Consider the following 22,076-nt stretch of genomic DNA (forward strand, 5'->3'; position numbering starts at 1 on the left):
GCTCTCAGGCAGGCAGCAGCACGGTGATCACTTTCTCCTCGGTGTAGACCAGCGCGCCGCTCAGCCCGCCTTCGCGGCCGATGCCGCTGGCCTTGACGCCGCCCCACGGCAGGTTGGCGTCCAGCGGGCTCCAGCAGTTGACGCCGATGGCGCCGACCTTTACCGCTGCGGCCACGCGGTGCGCGCGCGCTAGGTCGGTGGTCCACACCGTGGCGGCCAGGCCGTAGGCGGAGTCGTTAGCCAGTGCCACGGCTTCTTCTTCGCTGTCGAAGGTGATCACCGTGCCGACAGGGCCGAAGATCTCGTCCTGGGCGATCGTCATGTCATTGCGGGCATTGGCGAAAATCGTTGGGCGTACGAACCAGCCCTGGTTAGGGGTGGATACGCCGCCGGCCAGCAGCGAGGCGCCTTGGTCGATACCGAGCTGGATGTAACGGTTGACGCGATCAAATTGCGCTTTCTTGGCCACCGGCCCCATCTGCACGTCAGGCTGGCGAGGATCGCCGACCTTGACCGCGCGCGCGGCGTCGGCCAGTGCACCAGCGAATCTCTCGGCGAGGCTGCGCTGGACCAGGATGCGCGAGCCGGCTGCACAGATCTGCCCCTGGTTGGCGAACAGGCCCAGGGTGCAGCCGAACAGCGCCTCATCGAAAGGCGCATCGTCGAACACGATCTGCGGGCTTTTGCCGCCCAGTTCGAGTGCCACACGCTTGAACAGCACACCCGCGGTGCGCTGGATCTCACGCCCAGCCTCGGGGCTGCCGGTGAAACTGATCTTGGCCACATGCGGGTGTTCGCATAAGGCGCGGCCTACCTGGGCACCGTAACCGGTGACTACGTTAATCACGCCGTCAGGAAATCCCGCTTCCTGCGCCAGCGCCGCCAGATGCAGGGCCGATTGCGGGGTTTCTTCCGAAGGTTTGATAACCACGGTGCAGCCCGCCGACAGCAATGCGGCGAGCTTCCACACGGTGATCATCAGCGGTGAGTTCCACGGCACGATGGCGCCCACGACTCCCACTGGCTCGCGTACGGTGTACGAGAGGGTCTTGCGACCGAAGTAGCCGCCGGTGGGAATGGTGCGTCCTTCAAGCTGGTTGGCCCAGCCGGCGGCGGCGCGCAGGTTGGCGATAGCGTTGGGCAGGTCCATCCGGCGCGGTTCGAGCGGTGAACGGCCGATGGCGTCGGCGTCCATGTCGGCCAGTGATTCGCTGTCGCGCTCCACCAGGTCAGCGAGTTTCGATAACAGCCGGCCGCGCTGGGCGCCGTCAAGCCGGCTCCAGGCGCCACCTTCCAGCTGGGCGCGCGCCGCTGTCACGGCCCGGTCCACATCCTCGGCGGTGCCGCTTGCGCAACTGCCGTACACCTGTTCGGTCACGGGATTGATAAGGGGGATGCGCGCGCCGTCGCTGGCTTCGAAGGGCGCGCCCTGGATAAAGTGGTTCAGGTGCTGAGTCATGTGGATGTCCATGCGTGATTGTTCGGAGGTGACACGCCTCATGCCTTGAGGGAAGCCAGCGCATCACCAAAGATGTCCAATGCCTTGAAGAACAGCGAGCGTGTGATCGTCAGCGAGGGCATCACACGCATCACGTTGCTGTAGCGCCCGCAAGGGATCATCAGTACGCCATGGTTCATCAGGTAGCCCATGAGTTGGCCAATCTTGGCGCCCTCGAGCGGTGTCTTGGTGGCGGCGTCTTCCACCAGCTCGATACCGATCATCAAACCGCGGCCGCGGACTTCGCCAACGAACGGGCTGTTGAACCCACGGATACGTTCCTGCGCTTCCAGCCCCAGGGTGTGGGCGCGATCGAGCAGACCGAGTTCCGGGTCCTGCAAGATACTGATATTGGTCAACGCCACGGCCGCAGACAACGAGTTGGCGGCGAAGGTATTAGGCATCGAGCCGTCGGGAATCTGGGCGGCGAGGTCCGAACGCATGATCAACCCGGCCATTGGCAAGTCGCTGCCAATGCCCTTGCCGAAGGTCAGCATGTCGGGTTTCACACCGGAGTGTTCGACCGCCCACATCTTGCCGGTGCGGCCCGCACCGGACTGTACTTCGTCAACGATCAGCAACGCGCCGGCGCGGTCGCAGGCCTTGCGCAACAGTTGCAGGAACTCGGGGGAGGGCGGCACGTAGCCGCCTTCGCCCTGCACCGGTTCCACAATCACCGCGGCCACGTCATCGGCGGCGGTGTAAGGACTGTTCAGCAGGTAGTCCACATAGTCGCCAGCAATTTGCTCGGCACTTTTTTGCCTGGTGTCGAAGGGAAAGCGGTAGGCGTATGGGTAGGGCGCGTGAATCACGCCGCCCATCATCGGGCCGTAGCCCTTGCGGTAGGCTGTGCCGGTGGTCAGGGCGCCGGAGGCGTTCCACACGCCGTGGTAGCCGCCGTGGAAGGCGAGGATCTGGTGGCGCCCGGTAATGCGTTTGGCGAACTTGATCGCAGCTTCCAGCGCATCGCTGCCGCTTTGCGTGAAGAACGTGATGCAGTCGCCGCGCAGGCCGTCGGGCGCGATCTCGGACATCTTGGCGGCCAGTTCGGTGCGGCGGGTGCTGTTGATTTCCAGGGCATGCATCAGCACTTCGGACTGTTCGCGGATGGCTTGCACGACTTTCGGGTGGCAACGACCGACGCTGCTGACGCCTACGCCCGCAGACAGGTCGATGAAGGTGTTGCCGTCGGGATCCTTGAAGGTCGCGCCGAACGCGCGGTCCATGGCGATAGGCATGCGGCCGCCGCCACGCGCCATTGATTCGGTGCTCGCCGACAACGCCAGGGCCTCGCGGGTCAGGGGGCCGGGCAGGGTGCTGGAAATAATTCGCGGGGCATCCGCGAAGTGCAGGGATTCTAGTTTGGACTCGATCATGACGCACTCTCTGGGGTAGCGGTTTCAGTGTGTGGATCATTCTCATGGAGTGTCCTTGACCGTTAGCCCGAATCGGCAAATAGATGAATCGGCCGTCCGCAGTTTTCGACAAAGGGGATTTTGAGAAGAAATTTCGCGGGATTTGAACTTTGTGCGAATATCGCAAAGGAATGCGAACTAAAAACAAAAATTGGCAGAGGCTTTTCGCACATCATGAGAAACCACCACATAAGCCATTTTCGTGATATCCATGTCCATGCGGCCACCGTTCAGGAGTGGAACCAGGATTACAGCCAGTTAACCGCCGGTCTGGCCGAAAGTTCGCTGATGCAGCTGACCACTGCGCGTTGCCACGTTTTCCGCGAGCAGATCAACCAGCGGGTGGTGCAGCGCGGTGTGGCGCCGCGCGGCAAGATGTGCTTCGCCGTGCCGATCAGCGTGCCGGGTTCGACGCGCATGCAGGGGCGCGAAGTGGATGACAGCAGCCTGTTCTTTCTGCAGGGGGGCGAGGAGTTCATGTTCCATATGCCGATGGGCATGGAGCTGCTGTCCATCACTTTCGAACGCGATTGGTTCGAACAGGCGCTGGCGCAGACGGCGTCGGCCAGTGAGATCACTCGGTTGCTGCGCCAGCCAGTGATCCGAGTGTCCGCCCAGCGCTTCACCCAGGCTCGGCTTCGATTGCTCGCGATGCTTTCCCTGGCTGAGATCGATGACGAACTCGACAGCGTGCGCGAGCAGGGGCTGGAACGGGCCTTGCTCGGTGAGTTGTTGCAATTGCTTACCGACCCGGCCTGTGACAAGCAGCAACGCAGTCCGAGTTCCACGCGCAGCTTCATTGTCGAGAAATGCCACCGGCTGACGACTGCCGAAATGATCAACGTGCCCAGCGTTAACGAGTTGTGCCAACGCCTGCAGGTAAGTCGGCGCACCGTGCAAAACAGTTTCCGCTCGGTAGCCGAGACCACGCCGCTGAACTACTTGCGCTCGGTCCGGCTCAACGGTGTGCGCCGCACCCTGATGTGTACCCTCGCGTCCCACCTTTCGATTGGTGATGTCGCCGCTCAATGGGGTTTCTACCACCTCAGCCATTTTGCCGAAGAGTACCAGACGCTGTTTGCAGAGTTGCCGTCCCACACTCCTCGCGCTGCCATCCCCGTCTGCGCGCGCGCCTGAACACCAGCGCGGCGGTGGAGCTGAGCGTACGCCTGGCCGCGCAGTGCGGTCGATGCCCGCTACGTTCTAGGCGCGGAACTGGTCCATCAGTTTCATTTGCTGGTTGGCCCGTTCGTTGAGCTGACTGCTGATCTGCGCCGACTCGGCGGCCTGTTCAGTCAGTGTCTCGGTCACGCCGCGGATGGTCGAGACGTTGCGATTGACCTCCTCGGCCACCGCGCTCTGCTCTTCCGCCGCGCTTGCAATCTGCAGGTTCATGTCATTGATGACCGTAACCGCGTTGCTGATTTTACCGAGCGCCTCCACGGCCTGATGGATCTGGCTGGCGTTGCTCTGGGCTTGAGTCTGGCTTGAGTGCATGGTTGCCACTACGCCACGCGTACTGGTCTGGATACGCTCAATCACCAAACGGATTTCCTCTACCGAATCCTGAGTTCGCTTGGCAAGGTTGCGTACTTCGTCGGCAACCACCGCAAAACCCCGGCCGCTTTCCCCGGCCCGTGCGGCCTCGATCGCGGCGTTGAGGGCGAGCAGATTGGTCTGTTCGGCGATGCTACGGATCACTTCCAGCACCGAGCCGATCTGTTCGCTGTTGATCGCCAGAGCTTCGACTTCAGTTACGGCCTTGCTGACATCACTGGCCAGCGCGTTGATGTCACGGGTGCTTCGCTCAATGATGGTTATGCCTTCTTTGGACGCCTGGTCTGCGCCCCGGGCCGCCAGGGCTGCGTTTGACGCGCTGTTGGCGACTTCGTGCGCAGTAGCGCTCATTTCGTGGGAAGCGGTTGCCAATTGATCAATCTCGCGAAATTGTACCTGCATCCCTTCGCTGGTCTGGCGCGCGATTTCCGAAGACTGGTCGGCGGTGCCGCGCGCTGCGGTGATGCTCTGCTTGAGCTGCGCGATGGTGGGTTGCAGTTTGTCGAGAAACCGGTTGAACCAGTTCACCAGTTCGCCCAGTTCATCTTTCTTGCGGTAATCCAACCGCTGGGTCAGGTCGCCGTCGCCGCTGGCAATCGCCTTGAGCATTCGAGCGACACTGTTGATGGGGCGTGTCACACCGGAGGCGGTGAACCAGATTAGTAGCAGGCCCAACAACCCTGCGCCGATGGCGACCAGCAGCGACTCCAGTATGTCGCGGGTTTGCGTCTGGTCAAGCAAGGCCTGAAGCTTCATTGAGTCCGCCAGCAGGACGCCCTTCGGCAGGTCGATAGCCACTCCCCACGCCGCCGCTTCGGGCATTGGCGCAACGGGGTAGACAGCGCGAATCAGGTCATCACGTGCCAGCACTACCGGCTTTTGTTGTTTCAATGCGGTGAGCACTGCTTTGCCATCCTCTGCCAAAGGAACGCTGATGTTTTTTCCGATCTGACTCGCGTCCGCGCTGTAAGCGGCAAGTACACCACTGTCGGAAACAATCAGCATGCGCCCTGAACCGTTGAACAGCGTACGCTGAGCATCGCTGGCGGCAGCTTGCAGAGCGCCGAGCGCGAGATCGACCCCAAGGGTGCCGACGACCTTGCCATCGGCGATCAGGGGCATCGACAGCGTGGTCATCAGTTGAACCTGTCCGGCCTGGGTGTCGGCATAAGGGGCCATCAGGCAAGTGCTTCGGGTATCTCGTGGGCAGGTGTACCAACTGTTATAAGGCGTGCCGCTGATGCTCAGTTCGGTTTTCTGCAAGTCGCTTTCAGGGATCAGGATATTCATCGCTTCGCCTGCGCCGCGATTCCAGGCGCTGGCAAACCGTCCATCTTCGTTGGAGGCGCGTGCGGCGTCGTTGGCGAACTCACGGTCTTTTCCATCCAGCGCATCAGGTTCGTAAACCAGCCAAAGCCCTAGAACCTGCGGATTGCGTTCGAACGTCGTCTTGAGCGCCAGGTTAAGTTCCTCACGCAATGTAGCGGCCGCCAACCCCCGCTGGGCGGCCATGGTGCGTAAGTTGGCCGCCTGGTCGGAAAAAGCGCTGATGATCTGCAGGCTATTGCCGAAGACTCTTTGCAGGTTCGTTGCCTGCTCCGCGGCCCTGGCCAGCAGCAGGGTTTCGCCGCTTTCGGTCAGCATCCTGCTGCTCGAGGTGCTGATCAACCGGTTGTTCTGGTTACCCTGATAGAGGTTCATGCCGACGATCAGGCCGATCACGCCAAGCAGGCACAAACCGGACAAGAGGACGATTTTCAAGCGGATGGAAAGGGCGTCGAGCATTTGGCTATCTCACAGGTGAACAGCGTGTTGATCGATCATCGGTTGGTTTGGGACCACCGACTTTTTATTGGATGTGTCACTACATCGGCTGCTGTCACCTATTCATGACAACAGTTTACGTGGCCTGACCAGCAGCGCTGCCATTAGCAACAATGCCGCACAGGCCGCCAGCACGGCGACGAAACCTGCGTCGAACGCCGCACGGGCTAACTCGGTCAGCATCGTGACGTGTTCGGGCGAAGACGTCGCGGCAACCACCAGCGCATCGTCGAGGCTCTCGAAGATCATGGGATTCAGGGCCAGCCATGGCGCAATCGTCTGGCTCGCCGAGTACGTGTAGATTGCCGATAACAGGCTGCCCGCCAGCGTCACGCCCGCGGCGCCGCCCAGTTCAAAGGATACTTCCTCAAGGGAGGCGGCCATGCCGGCTTTGTCGGCGGGCACGCTGAGCATGATCGTGCTGGACGCTGCGGTCAGCGCTGCGCCCATCGTAAAGCCCAGCAGCGCAAGGCTGACGATCTGCACTGGCGCTGCGGCGTTGTGCGCCAGCAAATAGGTGAGCATCGCAGCGGCTGAGAGCAGCAGCGTCCAGAACAGCATACGCTGCTCTCCCAGGCGCGGCAGGTAATGCCCGGCAAGCGGTCCGGCGACGAACGAACCCAGCGGCAGCGGCAGGATGAACAGCGCCGCCTCCAGCGGCGACAGGCCCAGCACCAGTTGCAGGCGCTGGCTGAATACCAGTTCCATGCCGATCAAGGCGGCGGCTGATACCACTGCTGAAATCACTGCATTTCTGAAGCCTGACGCGCGGAACAGCGTCAGATCAAGCATCGGCTGATCGGCACGCCGCTGACGTCGAATGAAAAGCGTCAGAAATAACGTGCCCAAGACGAGCGCAATCAGCATGGCTTCGAAGGAGGGGTGCCGTTTACCCAGTTCCTTGACCGCATAAGCTACGCTGATCAAGCCGATCATGACCTGCAGCGAACCCAGCCAGTCCCAGCGTCTTTGCGCATTCCCCGGGTGATCGGGAATCACTGTCGCTGCGAGCAGCAGAGCCAGCAGCACAATCGGTACATTGATGAGAAACACCGAGCCCCACCAGAAATGCTCCAGCAAAAGCCCACCCACTACGGGGCCGAATGCGGCGCCCCCGGAGGCTACTGAGGCCCAGATACCGAACGCCATGGCTTGCTCGCGCGGGTCGGTAAACGTCAAACGCACCAGCGCCAACGTAGCGGGCATCATCATCGCTGCGCCGACCGCGAGGAAACCACGGGCGCCGATCAATACGCTGGCCGACGGCGAGAATGCAGCGATCAGCGAGAACAGGCCGAAAACGCCCAGGCCACCGATAAACAGGCGTTTGTGCCCAAGGCGGTCCCCGAGGGTGCCCATGCCCAACAACAGTCCGGCGGCGACCAGCGCGTAGATATTAATGATCCAGAGCTTTTGTGACGCCGTGGCCCCTAGCTCTCGTGTCAGTGTGGGCAAGGCGGTATACAGCACCGTCATGTCAATGACGATAAGCAGTAATGCGCTGGAGATTATGGCCAGTATCAGCCAGCGGCGCTTGGAGTCAGTAAAGGGCATGGCTGGCATCCAGAATAGGGGGCTGGACCTAGCATGCCTGAATGCAGAGGGGCTCCGTTATCCCAAATCGGTCCTGAAGGCCGGTATCTGTCGGTCTGATGTGACACCGGCGATGTTACCGATTTGGGATAGCGGGTTGTTCGTGGGGGGGCATAGCATCGAATACAGCGTGCAATCCCAAAAACAAAAGCGCTACCTGGTACCGATAGCGCCTTGATCGGACCTACACCACAGCGACTGCCTCATACAATAAGGTTAAGAACATGAGTCTATCTATCCCGGTCAACAGCTCCACGGAGCTCAAGCGTGGCGCCTTGGGTGTCGGCTTTATCATCTTCTTCGTGATTTCGGCGGCGAGTCCGCTCAGCGTCATCGCAGGAGGATTCCCGATTGGCATCATGCTGGGCAATGGTGCCGGTACCCCGGCGTTGTTGTTGCTCGCCTTGCTGGTGCTGGTGGCGTTCTCGGTCGGCTACACCACCATGGCTCGCCACGTCACCAACGCCGGTGGTTTCTACGCCTTTACCTCGCGTGGCTTGGGTGGCCTGGCCGGAGGGGCGGCGGGTGTGCTGGCGATGTTTGCCTATAACATCCTGCAAGTTGGCCTCTATGGCATGTTCGGTGGTGTGGTCAGTGGCACCATGGAGAGCGTGTACGGCTTGGTGTTGCCCTGGTGGTCCTACTCGCTGATGGCGATGGTCAGCATCGCGATCCTCGGCTATCGCAAGATCGATCTGTCGGCCCGCGTATTGTCGGTGGTGGTGATTGCCGAATACCTGGCGATCCTGACCCTGGATGTCGCGATTCTCAAGACCGGCGGCGACAGCGGTGTCAATCTCGACTCCTTCACCAGCCGGCACGTGTTCAGCGGTACTCCGTCGATCGGCCTGCTGTTCTGCTTCGCGGCCTTTATCGGCTTCGAGGCCACTACGATTTACGGCGAAGAAGCGAAAAACCCACACCGCACCATTCCGATTGCCACCTACAGCTCCGTGCTGCTGATCGGCGGGTTCTACGCGCTGTCAGTCTGGTCGATGGTGGTGGGCGTAGGATCGGATAAAATCGTGCCGATGCTGCAAGCCTTGCAGGACCCGACCACCTTCATCTACGGCATGTCGGACCACTTTGTCGGCCCCTATCTGACGCAAATTATCCGCGTGCTGTTCATGGTCAGCATCTACGCCGGGCTGCTGGCGTTTCATAACGCCGCGGCACGCTATTTCTACGCCATCGGCCGGGACGGTCTGCTGCACAGTTTGCTGGGTACCACCCACCGTGTGCACCAAAGCCCGCATATGGGTTCGGCGTTGCAAAGTCTGATCGCCGCAGTCGTGGTGCTGATCTTCGCCGCCATGGATGCGGATCCGATCCTGCAACTGTTCGCCTGGTTCTCCAACCTCGCCACGCTGTGCGTCATTTTGCTCATGGCGATGACTTCGATCTCGGTGTGTGTGTATTTCCACCGGCATCCCGAACTCAACGTCGGCATCTGGCGGGGGCGTATTCTGCCGATTTTCTCCTGCCTGGCCTTGCTGATGGTGCTGGTGCTGGCGGTGGTGCATTTCGATGTGCTTACCGGCGCGAGCCAGCTCTTGTCCTACGCCTTATGCGCAGTCATTCCAGCGGCGCTGCTGGGCGGGGTTTTTCTCGCCGCGCGACTGCGCAAGGTATCGCCGCAGCGTTTTCTGGCGCTGGGCAGCCACAAACTCTGAGGCATTGAGCGATACCGTCTCACTGCACCTTGCACACTATAGACTGTTCGCTTGCCGGTGTCCGGCAAGGCTCGCCAGCGTTAAAGGAAGATGACACATGCACCACTACAAGATGCTTATCGATGGGGTTCAGGTTGCCGGTGAAAACGGACAGTTCGAGGTGATCAATCCGGCCACCGGCGCCGCATTTGCCCAATGCCCGGCCGGCTCGCTGGCTCAACTGGACGATGCGGTGGCCGCCGCCCAGGCGGCTTTCAAGGAATGGCGTCATGTTTCGCATGCTCAGCGCTGCGAGCGTCTGTTGGCGATTGCCGAGGATATCGAGCAGGGCGCCGATGAGTTGGCCCGGTTGATCGTGCGCGAACAAGGTAAGCCGCTGGAGCTGGCATTTTCCGAAGTCATGGGCGCCGCCGCCTGGACCCGCTATGCCGCCGAACAGCAGATTGGCGTGGAACTGGTGGAAGAAACCCCGACCCAGCGCATTGAGCTGCACCGCAAACCCTTGGGTGTGGTGGCTTCCATCACTCCGTGGAACTGGCCGTTCATGATCGCCGTGTGGCACATCATGCCGGCACTGCGCGCCGGCAACTGCGTGATCAGCAAACCGTCGAGCCTGACGCCGCTGAGCACCCTGCGCCTGGTGGAAATCATTGCGCGGCATGTGCCCAACGGTGTGATCAACTGCGTGACCGGCGAGCAGGGGTTCGGCAGTGCGATCACCTCGCACCCGGGGATCCAGAAAATTGTCTTCACCGGTTCCACCGCCACCGGCCAGAGCGTAATGCGCGGCGCGGCCACCAATCTCAAGCGCCTGACCCTTGAACTGGGCGGCAACGACGCCGCGATCGTATTGCCCAGCACCCCGGTGGAGGAGGTGGCCGAGGAGATTTTTCAGGCCGCCTTCCTCAACATGGGCCAGACCTGCGCTGCGCTCAAGCGTTTGTACATTCACGAATCCCAGTACCAGGCCTTTGCCGATGCGCTCACGCTAATTGCTGAACGCCAGGTGGTGGGTGATGGCTTGGAGCCCGGCGTCAACTTTGGGCCGGTGCAGAACCTCGATCAATTGCAACTGGTTGAAGCCTTGGTCGCCGATGCACGGGCCCAGGGCGCACGGGTGTTGTGCGGCGGCGCACGTCTGGACCGTCCTGGGTTCTTTTATCCGCCTACGTTGGTCGCGGATGTGACCGACGGCCAGCGTCTGGTGGACGAGGAGCAATTCGGACCAGTGCTGCCGCTGATCGCTTACAGCGACGTCGAGGATGTGCTGCGCCGTGCCAACGCCGGTGACATGGGCCTGGGCGGCTCGGTATGGGGACCGGAAGTCGAACAGGCCCAGGCCTTGGCCAGTCGCTTGGAAAGCGGCGTGGCCTGGGTCAACTGCCACGCCCGGATCCAACCGAACACGCCGTTCGGCGGCAGCAAGATGTCCGGCTTCGGCGTCGAGTTCGGCCTTGAAGGTCTGTTGGAGTTCACCGGCCAGCAGTTGCTGTTCGTCAATAAGCGCGCGGGCGAGTAACGCCTCGGCGAACCTGGCGCAGCGCGGCTGCGCCCCTGTTATGCCAATTACCTGAGACAGCCTTTAAAGGCGCACTTCAAGGAGCTTCGATCATGCGGTATCCCTCCACTTCATTTCTCAACGGTACATTGGCCTGTACCCTGACGCTCTGCGCCATCAGCCAGGCCCAGGCCTACGAGCTGTACAGCGATGAGAGCCGCCATTTCAACGCAGACATGACCGCCGTATTCGGTATGTTCAACAGCCGCAAGAACTATGACGGCACGTCGGGTGGCTCAACCTGGCGCGAAGGCTTTATCAAATACGGCTTGAGCGGCGACCAGTCCCTGGCGGGCAACGGCACCGCCTATGGTGCGTTCGCCCTGCTCAGCTCCGCCACTTGGGGCGACGGCGACCCGGCCGGCAACACTCTGGGCACCGAACGCACCACCAAAATCGAAGACGCTTACCTGGGGTGGCGCTCCGGCGATCTGTTCCCGGCATTGGGCCAGGACGGTGTGGATATTTCCGGTGGGCGCCAAGTGGTCAAGCTCGGCAGTGGCTTCCTGATCAACGACGACGGGCCGAACCTGGGCAAGGGCCCGGCCGATGGCAAGCTGAACCGGGGCGGTGCTTACTACCTGGCGGCGCGCCATGCTTTCGATCAGACCGCGTTCCTGCGCTTGGGCGGCAAGGATGGCCTGCATGGCAGCCTGTTGTGGCTCAAGTCCGACAACCGCGCCCAGGCTGAAACCGAAGTGGCCGCCGGTACGCTCGATTACACCACCAAGCCCGGCACCCTGGGGTTGACCTGGGTGCGTGGCATTGATGTGAATGATCGCTGGGCGAGTGATTTTCAGCGCCAGCGCAAGGGTATGAATATCTATAGCGTGCGCGGCGAAGGCGATGCGGGCCTGCCGAACGTCAGCCTGGCATTCGAATACGCCTGGCAGGACAAAGACAGCGGACCGGAAAAAGCCTGGTACGGCGAAGCCGGTTATACCTTTGCCGATGTGGCCTGGGCACCGAAGGTTACCTATCGTTATGCCCGCTATTCACAAAAATGGGATTCGCTGTTTACAGGTCTGAGCTCCGGCTACGGCACCTGGCTGCAAGGCGAAGTCGCCGGCAACTATGCCGGGCCGTTCAACAGCAACACGCGCATCCAGCATGTGGGTCTCAAAGCCACGCCGCTGGAAAACCTGACCCTGGGTGCGTTGTACTTCGACTTCGACACGCTGCGCAAAAGCGATGCGCTGAATCTCAGTGCGCGGGAGCTGGACCTGTACGCCGAGTGGGCCGTCAACCCACACTTGATCATCACGCCGCTGATCGGTCTCTACAAGCCAAAACAGGACTCCACTACGGGCGGAAACCAGGCTGTCGGCAATGGCACCAACCTATACAGCCAGGTGACCGTCGCCGTACCGTTCTGATCCACCCTGGCTGTCGCGCCTCAACTTCAGGGCGCGGCGGCGCCCGGCTGATTGCGCATGTTCTCGGCAATCCGTCGCGTGGTGTCCATCACCATCTCGATCACGGTTTCCTGGCGCAGCAGCCTGAAGCTTTGAGTACTGCCGACGGCGGATAAGCTGCCCACCACTTCGTCCATATCCGGCTGGATGATCGGCGCCGCGATGCCGGTCAGGCCCAGGTTGAGTTCATCGTGGGTCAGGCAATAGCCGTCCTTGCGAATCTTCTTCGTGGCCTTTGCAAAGCTTGCCCAGTCATAGGCACTTTCCGGGTCGCCGGCCATATGTTCTTCGAACAGGCGTTGCAAGCGCCGACCTTTCTGATAGGCGATTAACACCTTGGATTGCGCACCGCGAAAAAACGGCAGCGGGTGCCCGCGCCCGAAGGAGAAGTGGTAAGTGTCAGTCGGTTCGGCGATGTAGGTGTTGATGATGCGCCCGTCATAGAAAACGCTGGCGAACACCGCAAGGCCGGTCTGCGTCGACAGTTCATGCATCAGTTCGCGCCCGGCGAGAAGGATGGGGTCGTACTGGCGCATCATCCAGTCCAGCTCGATCACGCGGGGCCCCAGGCCGTAACTGCCGGCGTCCACGCGCGTCAGCAGCCCGGCGTCACACAGGTCCTTGACGTAGCGATACGCCGTGGCGCGCGACAGGCTCATGCGCTCGGCGATGGTGTCCGGGTCGATCTTCAACGTCTGTGGACCGAACAGGTCCAGGACACTCAACAACTTACTCAGACTGCTCATTTCGTTCCTAGAGAAGGGGAGGCGTGCGGGTAAGCACTATAGGCGAAAACGCCCCAGATCCAATGTGGAGCGGGGCTTGCTCGCGAAAACGGTACTTCAGTGACGGCTGTGTGGACTGACATGCCGCTTTCGCGAGCAAGCCCGCCCCCACACGTCATCACTCTATATTGAGAACGTATTAATTGCACATAATCTCAAAATAAGAGATTTAACTTAAATTAAATCTTGTTATGAGTGTCTTTATATGTGATAAATCTCATCAAAGAAAACGCTCAAGTGAGAGGGCTGACAATGAATGGCGCACAACTAATAGTGAATGCGGCAGCGGCAAGTGGTATCGAATACTGCTTCGCCAACCCGGGAACCACCGAGATTCCGCTGGTGGCCGCCATGGCCAGTGCACCCGCCCTCAAGCCGGTGTTGTCGTTGTTCGAAGGGGTGTGCACCGGCGCGGCGGACGGTTACGGTCGTATCGCCGGCAAACCGGCAATGACCCTGACGCACCTGGGCCCGGGCTTTGCCAACGGCATCGCCAACCTGCACAACGCACGGCGCGCCAACACGCCCATCGTCAATGTGATCGGCGACCACGCGTCATGGCACGTCAATTACGACCCGCCTTTGGCCAGCGACATCCAGGCCCTGGCCGGTACTGTTTCCGGTTGGGTACGCACCTCGCGCACCGCGTCCGGTGTGGGCGAGGACTTGCAGGAAGCCATGCGCGCCGCCTGGCAAGCCAAAGGCCAGATCGCCAGCTTGATCCTGCCCATGGACCTGCAATCCAATACGGCGACCCACAATGGGCAGTTCAGCCCGCTACGTGCGCCGGTCCGGCGCTTTGCCGGCGACCGTATCGAAGCCGTGGCCCAGGCGCTGCGCGATGGCCAGCGCCTGGTCTTCATCGTCGGTGACCAAGGCTTGTCAGTGGCCGGCCTGGAAGCGGCGGGGCGCCTGGCGCAACTGCCCGGCGTGCGGATGTTTGCCGAGACTTTCCCGCGCCTGAGCTACCGCGGCGGCGGCTTGCCCGACCTGGATCGCTTGCCGTATTTCCCGGAAGTGGCAATTGAGATCCTCGAGCAATACGACAAGGTTGTGTGCGCCGGTGTCGTGGAGCCCATCAGTTATTTCGGCTACGAAGGTATTCCGTCACGGTTGGCTGAGCGTGAGCGTCTGCTGTCGCTGGCCGAAGTGGGCGACGATGTGGCCGGGGCGCTGACCGCGCTGGCCGATGCGCTGGATGCGCCGGCCTATGTACCGACGCCGCAGGACATCCAGCTGCCGCCGGGCGAGGCGGCTTTGAGCCCGCAGTCGGTGGGGCAAGTGTTGGCCGCCGCGCTGCCGGACGACTGCATTGTCTCGGTGGAGGGCGGCACCTGCGGCTATCCGTTTTTCACCGCTTCTGCCCGTGCCGCGCGGCACCGTGTATTGACCAATACCGGTGGCGCCATCGGCCAGGGCATTCCGGTGGGTTTTGGCGCCGCACTGGCCGAGCCTGGCAACCGGGTGTTTTGCCTGCAATCGGACGGCAGCGCCCAGTACACCATTCAGACCCTGTGGAGCATCGCCCGCGAGCAATTGCCGGTGGTGATCCTGATTGCCGCCAACCACCGCTACGCGATCCTGCAGAACGAACTGCGCCGTTTCGGCATGACCGAGCTCGACCCGCAGGCGCTCAAGCTGACCGTACTCGACAGTCCGCGTATCGATTGGAAGGCCCTGGCCAAAGGGTATGGCGTGCCGTCCTGCACCGTACACACCAACGCCGAATTGCAACGGGCGCTGGCCAACGCCGCCGCCAATGCCGGGCCTTGCCTGATCGAAATGGCGCTGTGAAGGAGTCGACCATGAACCTGCTCCAATTATTGCCTGCCGTCCAGGCGTTCCTGGACCAGCCCGGCCGCCTGTTTATCGGCGGTACCTGGCAGGACGCCGCCGGCGGTCGTCGCTTTGCCGTGGAAAATCCGGCCACTGAACAGACCCTGACTGAAGTCGCCCAGGGCGATGAGCGCGATGTGAATGCGGCCGTGGCAGCTGCCCGCGCAGCCTTCACCGGCGCCTGGGCCTTGCAGTCACCGGCGCAGCGCGGTTTGTTGCTGTTTCGCCTCGCCGATCTGTTGGACCAGCACCGCGAGGAGCTGGCGCAACTGATCACCCTGGAGAACGGCAAGCCGATCGCCAATGCGCGCGGTGAAGCGGCCAGCGCGGCGAACATCATTCGCTACTTCGCCGGCTGGCCCACCAAGATCGAAGGCAGCACGCTGCCCGTCTCGCCGGCCAGCGGCGCGCCGATGCTCAACTACACCCTGCGCGAGCCGGTGGGCGTGTGTGCGCTGATCGTGCCGTGGAACTTCCCGTTGACCATGTGCGTGTGGAAGCTCGGTCCGGCGCTGGCCACCGGTTGCGTGGCGGTGCTCAAGCCCGCCGAGCAGACGCCGCTGGTGGCGATTCGTCTGGTGCAACTGATTGAAGCGGCAGGCTTCCCGGCGGGCGTGGTCAACCTGATCACCGGCCTGGGCGTCGACACCGGCGCGCCACTGGCGCAGCACCCGGACGTCGACAAGATCGCCTTCACCGGCTCGACCCAGGTCGGTCGGCTGATCGCCCAGGCCGCCACCGGCAACATGAAAAAGGTGTCCCTGGAGCTGGGCGGCAAATCGCCGAACATCATCTTGCCCGACGCCGACATCGTGCGCGCCGCCAAGGGCGCCGCCGATGGGATTTTCTACAACCAGGGCCAGGTGTGCACGGCCGGTTCACGCCTGTATGTGCATGCCAGTGTGCTTGATCAGGTGCTCGAAGAACTGCAGCGTCATGCCGCCGCCCACGTACTCGGCGATGGCCTGGACCCGGCCAGCAGCATGGGCCCGCTGGTGTCCGCGCGGCAATTGAACACCGTCAAGGGTTACCTCCAGCGGGGCCAGGAAGAGGGCGCCGAACTGATCTGCGGCGGCGGCCGTCCCGAACACCTGGAGCGTGGTCACTTCATTGCTCCGAGCGTGTTTTTGGACCGCGCCGAGCGCGCCTGCGTGGCCCGCGAAGAAATCTTCGGCCCGGTGCTGACCGTGATGGCCTGGACCGAAATCGACGAACTGGTGCTGCGCGCCAACGACTCGCCCTATGGCCTTGCCGCCGGCCTGTGGACCCGCGACCTGCGCTCGGCGCACCGCGTGGCCGCGCAGCTCAAGGCCGGCTCGGTATGGATCAATTGTTGGAACGTGGTCGATCCGGCCTCGCCGTTCGGCGGCTACAAGCAATCCGGCTGGGGCCGGGAAATGGGCAAGAACGTGATCGACGCCTACACCGAGACCAAAAGCGTCTTCGTCGATCTCGCCTGAATCGAACAATCACAAGAGGAAATGGCAATGGATCTGGAATTGAAAGGCCGTGTGGCAATTGTGACCGGCGGCGGCATGGGCATCGGCAAGGAAGTCGCACGTTTTCTGTCCGAGGAAGGTTGCAAGGTGGTGATCTGCGCGCGGCGCATGGCGTTCCTGCAACTGGCTGCCGAAGAGATCACGGCACAGACCGGTAATGAAGTGCTGCCGCTGTTCTGTGACACCAATGACATGAAGGCCGTGTCGGAGATGGTCGATGCGGCGTACAAGCATTTCGGCCGCATCGACATCCTCGTCAACGGTGCTGCCGCGCCGTCTGGTGTGGTACGCAATGACATCGAGCACGCCGGCGACGAGGAGTTGCTGTCGGACCTCAACACCAAGGTGATCGGCTACTTCCGTTGCGCCAAGGCCGTGACCCCGCACATGAAGGCTGCCGGCTTCGGTCGCATCATCAACATCGGCGGGCTCACCGGGCGCAGCAGCAAAGTGCTCTCGGGCATGCGCAACCTGGCGATTGCCCACATGACCAAAACCCTGTCCGACCAGCTCGGTCCGTCGGGCATCACGGTCAACCTGATTCACCCCGGCGTGGTGGATACCCCGCATATCCAGGAGCTGTACGAGCGCGAAGCGGTCAAGCAAGGCAAGACCGCGGAACAGGTTGAACAGGCCTACATCGACGCGACGCCGATTCGCCGCACCCTGGCACCGATCGAAATGGGCTGGCTGATCGGCTTCCTGGCGTCGCCGAAGGCTGGCGCGGTAACCGGTGAGTCCATCGGCATCGACGGTGGTTTGACCCGTGGCATCTATATCTGAGGAGTATCAGAGATGAGTAACGGAACCCTTTTAGTCGCCACCGTCGGGCAGGCGGTGATTCGCAGTGCCGACGATGGCAAGACCTGGCATCGTCTGGGCCTGGGGCAAGACCTGGAATTCGACGCGATCACCCGCTCCTTGAGCGTGCATCCCGACACGCCCGAGCGAATCTATGCCGGCACCGACGTGGGCTTGTGTGTCAGCCACGACACCGGTGGGCACTGGCAGCGCGTCGATTCGCCGTTCAACGGCGAGACGGTGTGGAAGGTCGCGGTGGACCCGCAGGATGCCCAGCGGATCTTTGTCGGTACCGGTGCGCCCTCGCGCGCTGTGCTGTGGCGCACCCTGGACGGCGGCCTGAGCTGGGATCGCGCGCCGGTGGAGATCCCGGAATTCTGCGACGGCGTCAGTCGCCCACGTTTGCTGGCCTTCGCCTACGACCCCACCGACCGCAATCAGGTGTGGTTCGGCCTGGAGGAGGGTGGGCTGTTCCATTCCCGCGACGGTGGCGACAGCTGGACTCGGGTTGATGACCGCCTGCTGTGGGACTTCAACTCGGATATCCACAACATCCTGGTGCTGCCCAACCATGGCGAAAAAGTCATCGTGGTGGTGTGCGTCAACGCGGTCTACCGCAGCCTTGATGAAGGCTTGACCTGGACCGGCATTGTTGGCCGGGAAGCGTTCGGCCTGTACTACATACGCGCCATGAACGCGCCGCCGGGCACCGAGGACACGCTGTACCTGAGCATTTCCGACGGCACTCCCGGCACCACCAGCAAAATCCTGATTTCCCGTAACGCCGCCCTCAGTTGGGAGGTATTGCCGCTGCCGCAGCAACCCAACTCCTGCGTCTGGGCCATTGCCTTCAACCCGGCCAACCCGCGCCAGATCGTGGCGGGCACCAAGTATGGGCACTTGTTCACTTCTGACAATGGCGGGGACGGCTGGCAGAAGCACTGGCGTGAATTCAGTGAGATCGCGGATGTGCTCTGGACGCCTGCCGTGGCGCAGATCAAGGCCGGGCATCAATCCATCGTCAAGAAAAACTGAGGAAATCGGTGATGAAAGTCAAAATCCTTCGGACTCACTTATCGCTATTTGTGAGTGATCCTGATGTGTCGGCGCGCTGGTATGCCGACATCCTGGGCATGCACGAAAGTGCCCGGGGCGAAAGCTGGGTCATGATGGCGTTTGGCACCAAACATCACGACATCGCCTTGATTCGTGCAGAACCGGGCGCCCATCAGGGCGGCCTGGGCCTGCAGCACTACGGATTGGAAATCGAAGGTGACATGACCACCTTGCGCCAGCTCTACGGCATGTTGCTGAAGAAGGGGGTGGAGGTGGTGAAAATTACCGATCATGAAATCGGCAACGGCCTGTATTTCAACGACCCCGATTGCAATCGCATGGAATTCTTTCTCGAGACAGAGCATGACGATGCGTGCGGCAAGGCCCGCTTCAAGGCCGCCCGTGCGCCGAGTCGCAACATCACGCTTGACCCCCTTGACCCCCTTGACCCGATTTGAACCGAGGTTCACCTGATGAAAACCGCGAATTTTGCCAGCTATCACATCCGCAAATGGTACAGCTTCATCGAAGAAACCCTGGCCAACGAAAGTGGCCAACTGGCCGATGGCGAGCCGCTGTTCAAATACGCCGTGGCTGCCGTGATCGCCAACCCTTATGCCGGGCGCTACAGTGAGGACCTCTCGCAATTGACTGAGCCGTCGCCGCTGCTGGGCGAAGAGTTCGGCCGGCGCATCAAGGCATTGGCCGGCGCACATGAAATTGTCAGCTATGGCAAGGCCATCCTGGTGGGCAGCGCGGGAGAATACGAGCACGGCAACGCGTTCCTCACCAACCCGGCCGCCGATCCGATCCGCGTCGCCCTGGGCGGTGGCAAGTCGTGGGTGCCCTCGACCGGCAAACGCGGCGGGCCGGGTTCGACCATCGACGTACCGCTGGCCCACAAAGACGCGCTGTACGTGCGTTCGCATTACGACAGCTTCTCCCTGACGTTCGGTGACGGCCCTTCGGCTGATGAGGTAGTGGTGATTTGGGCGTTCGCCACCCGCGGCCGTTTGCATGCGCGGTTGGGCGGCCTGAAGGCCGAGGATGTAAAAGGTATTGACGGGCTGCACTGATAAAGGCGCAGCATCAAGCAGTATTGGATCAAAACCACAACAAGAAAGCGGTGAATAGCGATGAAGCAGGAGAAGACCCAGGTTGTCATCGTGGGCGGTGGCCCCAATGGCATCACGGCCGCGCACTATATGGGAATGTACGGTATCGACTGCATCGTCCTTGAACTGGCCGACGGCATCCTGCCTTATCCCCGTGCCGTGGGCATGGACGATGAGGCATTGCGTGTGTTGCAGGGCATCGGTATCGCCGAACTGGCGGTACGCGACATGATTTGCGATGTGCCGCTGCGCTACTACAACGCGCGCGGCGTGTGTTTCGCCGAGGTCAAGCCAAGTGCTGCCCACTACGGCTGGCCGATGCGCAATATTTTCATGCAGCAACTGCTCGAAGGCACCTTGCGTGAGCATCTCGGGCAGCGCGCCAGCGTCGAGTTGCGCCAGGGCCACGAACTGCTCGAACTTGCGCAGGACGATCAGGGCGTGACCCTGCAGGTGCGCGGTGCCGACGGCGAGACCTACCAGCTTCAAGCCGACTATGTGATCGGTGCCGACGGCGGTCGCTCCACGGTGCGTAAAAAACTCGGTATCGAACTGCTGGGGCTGACCCATCCACGCAAATGGGTGGTGGTCGATACAGCCAACGACACGCTGGACGCACCCTACACCGCGTTGCATGCCGATCCGCAGCGGCCTTTCGTGTGCATCTATTTGCCGTACCAGCAGCGGCGCTGGGAATTCATGCTGATGGAGGGCGAGGACGAAGCGAAAATGTGCGAAGAGGCAACGATTCGCAAGCTGATCCACGAGCATATCGGCGATGCCGTAAACGACCTCAATGTCATTCGCATTCGTGCCTATACCCACCACTCGCGCGTCGCGGCGCGCTTTGTCGAAGGGCGTGTGGCGCTGGTGGGTGATGCGGCGCATATTTCTCCGCCCTGGGCCGGGCAAGGCCTTAATTCCGGCCTGCGCGATGTGGCCAACGTGGCCTGGAAGCTCGCGGCGATTATCCAGGGGCGTGCGGCGCCCTCGATCCTGGCCAGTTACGACCAGGAACGCCGTGGTCACGCCACTGAACTGGTAGCCCTGGCCGACAATATGGGCGCCGTCCTTGGCTTGACCAACCCGCTGATGGCAGGCGTGCGCGACTGGCTGTTCCAGGCAGTCAACAGCGTCGACAACCTGCGTTCGCACTTGCTGGAGTTCAAGTTCAAACCCAAGGCGACCATCACCAAAGGGCTGGTCTATCACGAGCGGGCCGAATTGCGTGAGGATGATCTAGTCGGGCAACTGTTCATCCAACCGAATATCGAAGATGCGCAAGGTCAGCGCCGGCGCCTGGACGAAGTCCTCGGCAACAGCTATGCCGTGCTGGGTTACCGCGTGAATCCGCGCGAGCACCTCAGCGAACCGATGGCGGATTATTGGGCACGTTGGGGCACCTGTTTCATCCAGGTCAACCGGTCGCGCAGCGGCGTGGGCCGAAACCAGCCGTTGACGGCCAGCGACGCCGTGAGTGTGGAGGACGTGGATAACCGCCTGGGCGAATGGTTCTCCAAGGTGCGTGACTGCATCGTGGTGGTGCGTCCGGACCGATTTGTCGCGGCGATTACCACTCCGGAGCGGCTTGATGGCGTACTGCGCAAACTGGCGGAGCAACTTTCATGAGTGGCGCCAACGCACTGCTCGGCCAACTGTACGAGGCCTGGCGCACCGCCCAGCCCATTGCACCGTTGCCGCCCGAGGCGCTGGACCGGCTGGAAGGCTACGGTCTGCAGCTTCAGGGGCTGGCACGGCGCCAGGCCGGCGGCGAGCGGCTGAGCGGTTGGAAGGTCGCCTTTGCAGGCCGCGCGGCGCAAGCGCGCTTTGGCCTCGACGAGCCGGTGTATGGCGGCCTCACGGCGGTCATGGAGGTCGAGCCGGGCAGCACGGTGTCATTTGAGCGGTTGATTCAGCCCAAGCTTGAGGTCGAACTGGCGTTTGTGTTCGGGCGCACGCTGGTAGCGGGCGACTACGGGGATGAGGAGATTCTGGCGGCCATCGCCGAGGTGGCGCCGGCGTTCGAGATCGCCGACTGTCGCTGGCAGGGCTGGCATTTCGGGCTTGGCGCGTTCCTGGCCGATAACGCCGCCGCGGCACTGTACTGTGTAGGGCAGCCTGTGCCGTTCGATCCTGTCCGGCATGCGTGCGTGGCGTATCACTTGGAGCATGAGGGTGTGTATCTGGGCAGCGGCGATACCCAGGACCGAGAAGACAGCCCCCTGTTCAACCTGTGCTGGCTGGTGCGGCGCTTGCTGGCCGATGGTCATCGCGTAGAGGCCGGGCAGGTGGTGCTTTCCGGTGCGCTACTGGCGCCGATGGATATTCACCCAGGCACTTATCATCTGCACATGCTTGGCACGGAACTGGCTTTGGTTTTCCAGGCGGACGTTGCGCCTGTGTAACGCCAACCGATGTCACGGATGACTGAGCCACCTTCAGGCCAAAAGC

The 22,076-nt window shown here is 61.9% G+C and carries 16 protein-coding genes and 2 pseudogenes; 12 read left to right on the forward strand and 6 right to left on the reverse strand.

Annotated elements, in window-relative coordinates:
* Positions 1-4: 4 nt before the first annotated feature.
* Positions 5-1,459 (reverse strand): aldehyde dehydrogenase, encoded by a 1,455-nt coding sequence (locus C4J91_RS10375; RefSeq protein WP_124362218.1) that lies wholly within the window; start codon positions 1,457-1,459, stop codon positions 5-7.
* 38 nt (positions 1,460-1,497) lie between these two features.
* Positions 1,498-2,874 (reverse strand): aspartate aminotransferase family protein, encoded by a 1,377-nt coding sequence (locus C4J91_RS10380; protein WP_124362219.1) that lies wholly within the window; start codon positions 2,872-2,874, stop codon positions 1,498-1,500.
* A gap of 213 nt (positions 2,875-3,087) precedes the next feature.
* Here C4J91_RS10380 and C4J91_RS10385 point away from each other — a divergent pair, with 213 nt between their 5' ends.
* On the forward strand, positions 3,088-4,050 hold the full coding sequence (locus tag C4J91_RS10385; protein WP_124362220.1) for a helix-turn-helix domain-containing protein: 963 nt from the start codon (positions 3,088-3,090) through the stop codon (positions 4,048-4,050).
* Between the two features lie 66 nt (positions 4,051-4,116).
* On the opposite strand, the pseudogene C4J91_RS28100 reads toward C4J91_RS10385, so the two are convergent.
* From C4J91_RS28100 to C4J91_RS10395, 3 genes and pseudogenes are all read right to left on the reverse strand, one after another.
* A pseudogene (locus C4J91_RS28100) lies at positions 4,117-4,641 on the reverse strand (methyl-accepting chemotaxis protein); the annotation flags it as partial.
* A gap of 381 nt (positions 4,642-5,022) precedes the next feature.
* Positions 5,023-6,255 (reverse strand): annotated as a pseudogene (locus C4J91_RS28105) (chemotaxis protein); the annotation flags it as partial.
* A 102-nt stretch (positions 6,256-6,357) separates the two neighbouring features.
* The gene (locus C4J91_RS10395; RefSeq protein WP_124362222.1) at positions 6,358-7,848 is read right to left on the reverse strand and encodes an MFS transporter; all 1,491 of its coding nucleotides are present in this window, start codon (positions 7,846-7,848) and stop codon (positions 6,358-6,360) included.
* Between the two features lie 263 nt (positions 7,849-8,111).
* On the opposite strand from C4J91_RS10395, the gene C4J91_RS10400 reads away from it, so the two are divergent.
* The 3 genes from C4J91_RS10400 (at position 8,112) to C4J91_RS10410 (ending at position 12,494) form a co-directional block, all read left to right on the forward strand.
* A complete protein-coding gene (locus C4J91_RS10400; protein ID WP_124362223.1) occupies positions 8,112-9,560 on the forward strand; it encodes an APC family permease in 1,449 nt (482 codons plus the stop codon).
* 97 nt (positions 9,561-9,657) lie between these two features.
* Positions 9,658-11,079 (forward strand): aldehyde dehydrogenase family protein, encoded by a 1,422-nt coding sequence (locus C4J91_RS10405; protein WP_124362224.1) that lies wholly within the window; start codon positions 9,658-9,660, stop codon positions 11,077-11,079.
* A 92-nt stretch (positions 11,080-11,171) separates the two neighbouring features.
* Positions 11,172-12,494, forward strand: coding sequence for a hypothetical protein (locus C4J91_RS10410; RefSeq protein WP_177412824.1), 1,323 nt, complete (start codon positions 11,172-11,174; stop codon positions 12,492-12,494).
* 26 nt (positions 12,495-12,520) lie between these two features.
* Here C4J91_RS10410 and C4J91_RS10415 read toward each other — a convergent pair whose 3' ends face one another.
* Entirely contained in the window at positions 12,521-13,279 is a 759-nt protein-coding gene (locus tag C4J91_RS10415; RefSeq protein WP_124362225.1) for an IclR family transcriptional regulator, read from the reverse strand.
* Between the two features lie 291 nt (positions 13,280-13,570).
* Here C4J91_RS10415 and C4J91_RS10420 point away from each other — a divergent pair, with 291 nt between their 5' ends.
* From C4J91_RS10420 to C4J91_RS10455, 8 genes are read left to right on the forward strand one after another with little or no spacing between them, the layout of a single operon-like run.
* Positions 13,571-15,112, forward strand: coding sequence for an acetolactate synthase large subunit (locus C4J91_RS10420; protein WP_124362226.1), 1,542 nt, complete (start codon positions 13,571-13,573; stop codon positions 15,110-15,112).
* A gap of 11 nt (positions 15,113-15,123) precedes the next feature.
* Entirely contained in the window at positions 15,124-16,614 is a 1,491-nt protein-coding gene (locus C4J91_RS10425) for an aldehyde dehydrogenase family protein (protein ID WP_124362227.1), read from the forward strand.
* 27 nt (positions 16,615-16,641) lie between these two features.
* A complete protein-coding gene (locus C4J91_RS10430; RefSeq protein ID WP_124362228.1) occupies positions 16,642-17,436 on the forward strand; it encodes an SDR family NAD(P)-dependent oxidoreductase in 795 nt (264 codons plus the stop codon).
* 12 nt (positions 17,437-17,448) lie between these two features.
* Positions 17,449-18,489, forward strand: a complete 1,041-nt coding sequence (locus C4J91_RS10435) for a YCF48-related protein (protein WP_124362229.1) — start codon at positions 17,449-17,451, stop codon at positions 18,487-18,489.
* Between the two features lie 11 nt (positions 18,490-18,500).
* The gene (locus tag C4J91_RS10440) at positions 18,501-18,968 is read left to right on the forward strand and encodes a VOC family protein (protein WP_124362230.1); all 468 of its coding nucleotides are present in this window, start codon (positions 18,501-18,503) and stop codon (positions 18,966-18,968) included.
* Positions 18,969-18,983: 15 nt separating this feature from the next.
* Positions 18,984-19,586 carry an amino acid synthesis family protein gene (locus tag C4J91_RS10445; RefSeq protein ID WP_124362231.1) on the forward strand — a complete coding sequence of 201 codons (603 nt, stop codon included), beginning with the start codon at positions 18,984-18,986 and terminating at the stop codon, positions 19,584-19,586.
* A gap of 60 nt (positions 19,587-19,646) precedes the next feature.
* Complete coding sequence (locus C4J91_RS10450) at positions 19,647-21,254, forward strand: bifunctional 3-(3-hydroxy-phenyl)propionate/3-hydroxycinnamic acid hydroxylase (RefSeq protein WP_124362232.1); 1,608 nt, start codon at positions 19,647-19,649, stop codon at positions 21,252-21,254.
* Positions 21,251-22,030 (forward strand): 2-keto-4-pentenoate hydratase, encoded by a 780-nt coding sequence (locus C4J91_RS10455; RefSeq protein WP_124362233.1) that lies wholly within the window; start codon positions 21,251-21,253, stop codon positions 22,028-22,030. The genes C4J91_RS10450 and C4J91_RS10455 overlap by 4 nt, the downstream gene beginning before the upstream one ends.
* Positions 22,031-22,076: the final 46 nt, after the last annotated feature.

The sequence above is a fragment of the Pseudomonas sp. R3-52-08 genome (genome assembly GCF_003851745.1).
Lineage (GTDB): Bacteria > Pseudomonadota > Gammaproteobacteria > Pseudomonadales > Pseudomonadaceae > Aquipseudomonas.

Excerpts from the sequence above, each read along its gene's own strand:
- C4J91_RS10395 (WP_124362222.1), bottom strand. The coding sequence starts at position 7,848 with ATGCCCTTTACTGACTCCAAGCGCCGCTGGCTGATACTGGCCATAATC.
- C4J91_RS10445 (WP_124362231.1), top strand. The coding sequence starts at position 18,984 with ATGAAAACCGCGAATTTTGCCAGCTATCACATCCGCAAATGGTACAGC.
- C4J91_RS10380 (WP_124362219.1), bottom strand. The coding sequence starts at position 2,874 with ATGATCGAGTCCAAACTAGAATCCCTGCACTTCGCGGATGCCCCGCGA.
- C4J91_RS10425 (WP_124362227.1), top strand. The coding sequence starts at position 15,124 with ATGAACCTGCTCCAATTATTGCCTGCCGTCCAGGCGTTCCTGGACCAG.
- C4J91_RS10455 (WP_124362233.1), top strand. The coding sequence starts at position 21,251 with ATGAGTGGCGCCAACGCACTGCTCGGCCAACTGTACGAGGCCTGGCGC.
- C4J91_RS10385 (WP_124362220.1), top strand. The coding sequence starts at position 3,088 with ATGAGAAACCACCACATAAGCCATTTTCGTGATATCCATGTCCATGCG.
- C4J91_RS10405 (WP_124362224.1), top strand. The coding sequence starts at position 9,658 with ATGCACCACTACAAGATGCTTATCGATGGGGTTCAGGTTGCCGGTGAA.
- C4J91_RS10430 (WP_124362228.1), top strand. The coding sequence starts at position 16,642 with ATGGATCTGGAATTGAAAGGCCGTGTGGCAATTGTGACCGGCGGCGGC.
- C4J91_RS10450 (WP_124362232.1), top strand. The coding sequence starts at position 19,647 with ATGAAGCAGGAGAAGACCCAGGTTGTCATCGTGGGCGGTGGCCCCAAT.
- C4J91_RS10440 (WP_124362230.1), top strand. The coding sequence starts at position 18,501 with ATGAAAGTCAAAATCCTTCGGACTCACTTATCGCTATTTGTGAGTGAT.
- C4J91_RS10375 (WP_124362218.1), bottom strand. The coding sequence starts at position 1,459 with ATGACTCAGCACCTGAACCACTTTATCCAGGGCGCGCCCTTCGAAGCC.
- C4J91_RS10415 (WP_124362225.1), bottom strand. The coding sequence starts at position 13,279 with ATGAGCAGTCTGAGTAAGTTGTTGAGTGTCCTGGACCTGTTCGGTCCA.
- C4J91_RS10400 (WP_124362223.1), top strand. The coding sequence starts at position 8,112 with ATGAGTCTATCTATCCCGGTCAACAGCTCCACGGAGCTCAAGCGTGGC.
- C4J91_RS10420 (WP_124362226.1), top strand. The coding sequence starts at position 13,571 with ATGAATGGCGCACAACTAATAGTGAATGCGGCAGCGGCAAGTGGTATC.
- C4J91_RS10435 (WP_124362229.1), top strand. The coding sequence starts at position 17,449 with ATGAGTAACGGAACCCTTTTAGTCGCCACCGTCGGGCAGGCGGTGATT.
- C4J91_RS10410 (WP_177412824.1), top strand. The coding sequence starts at position 11,172 with ATGCGGTATCCCTCCACTTCATTTCTCAACGGTACATTGGCCTGTACC.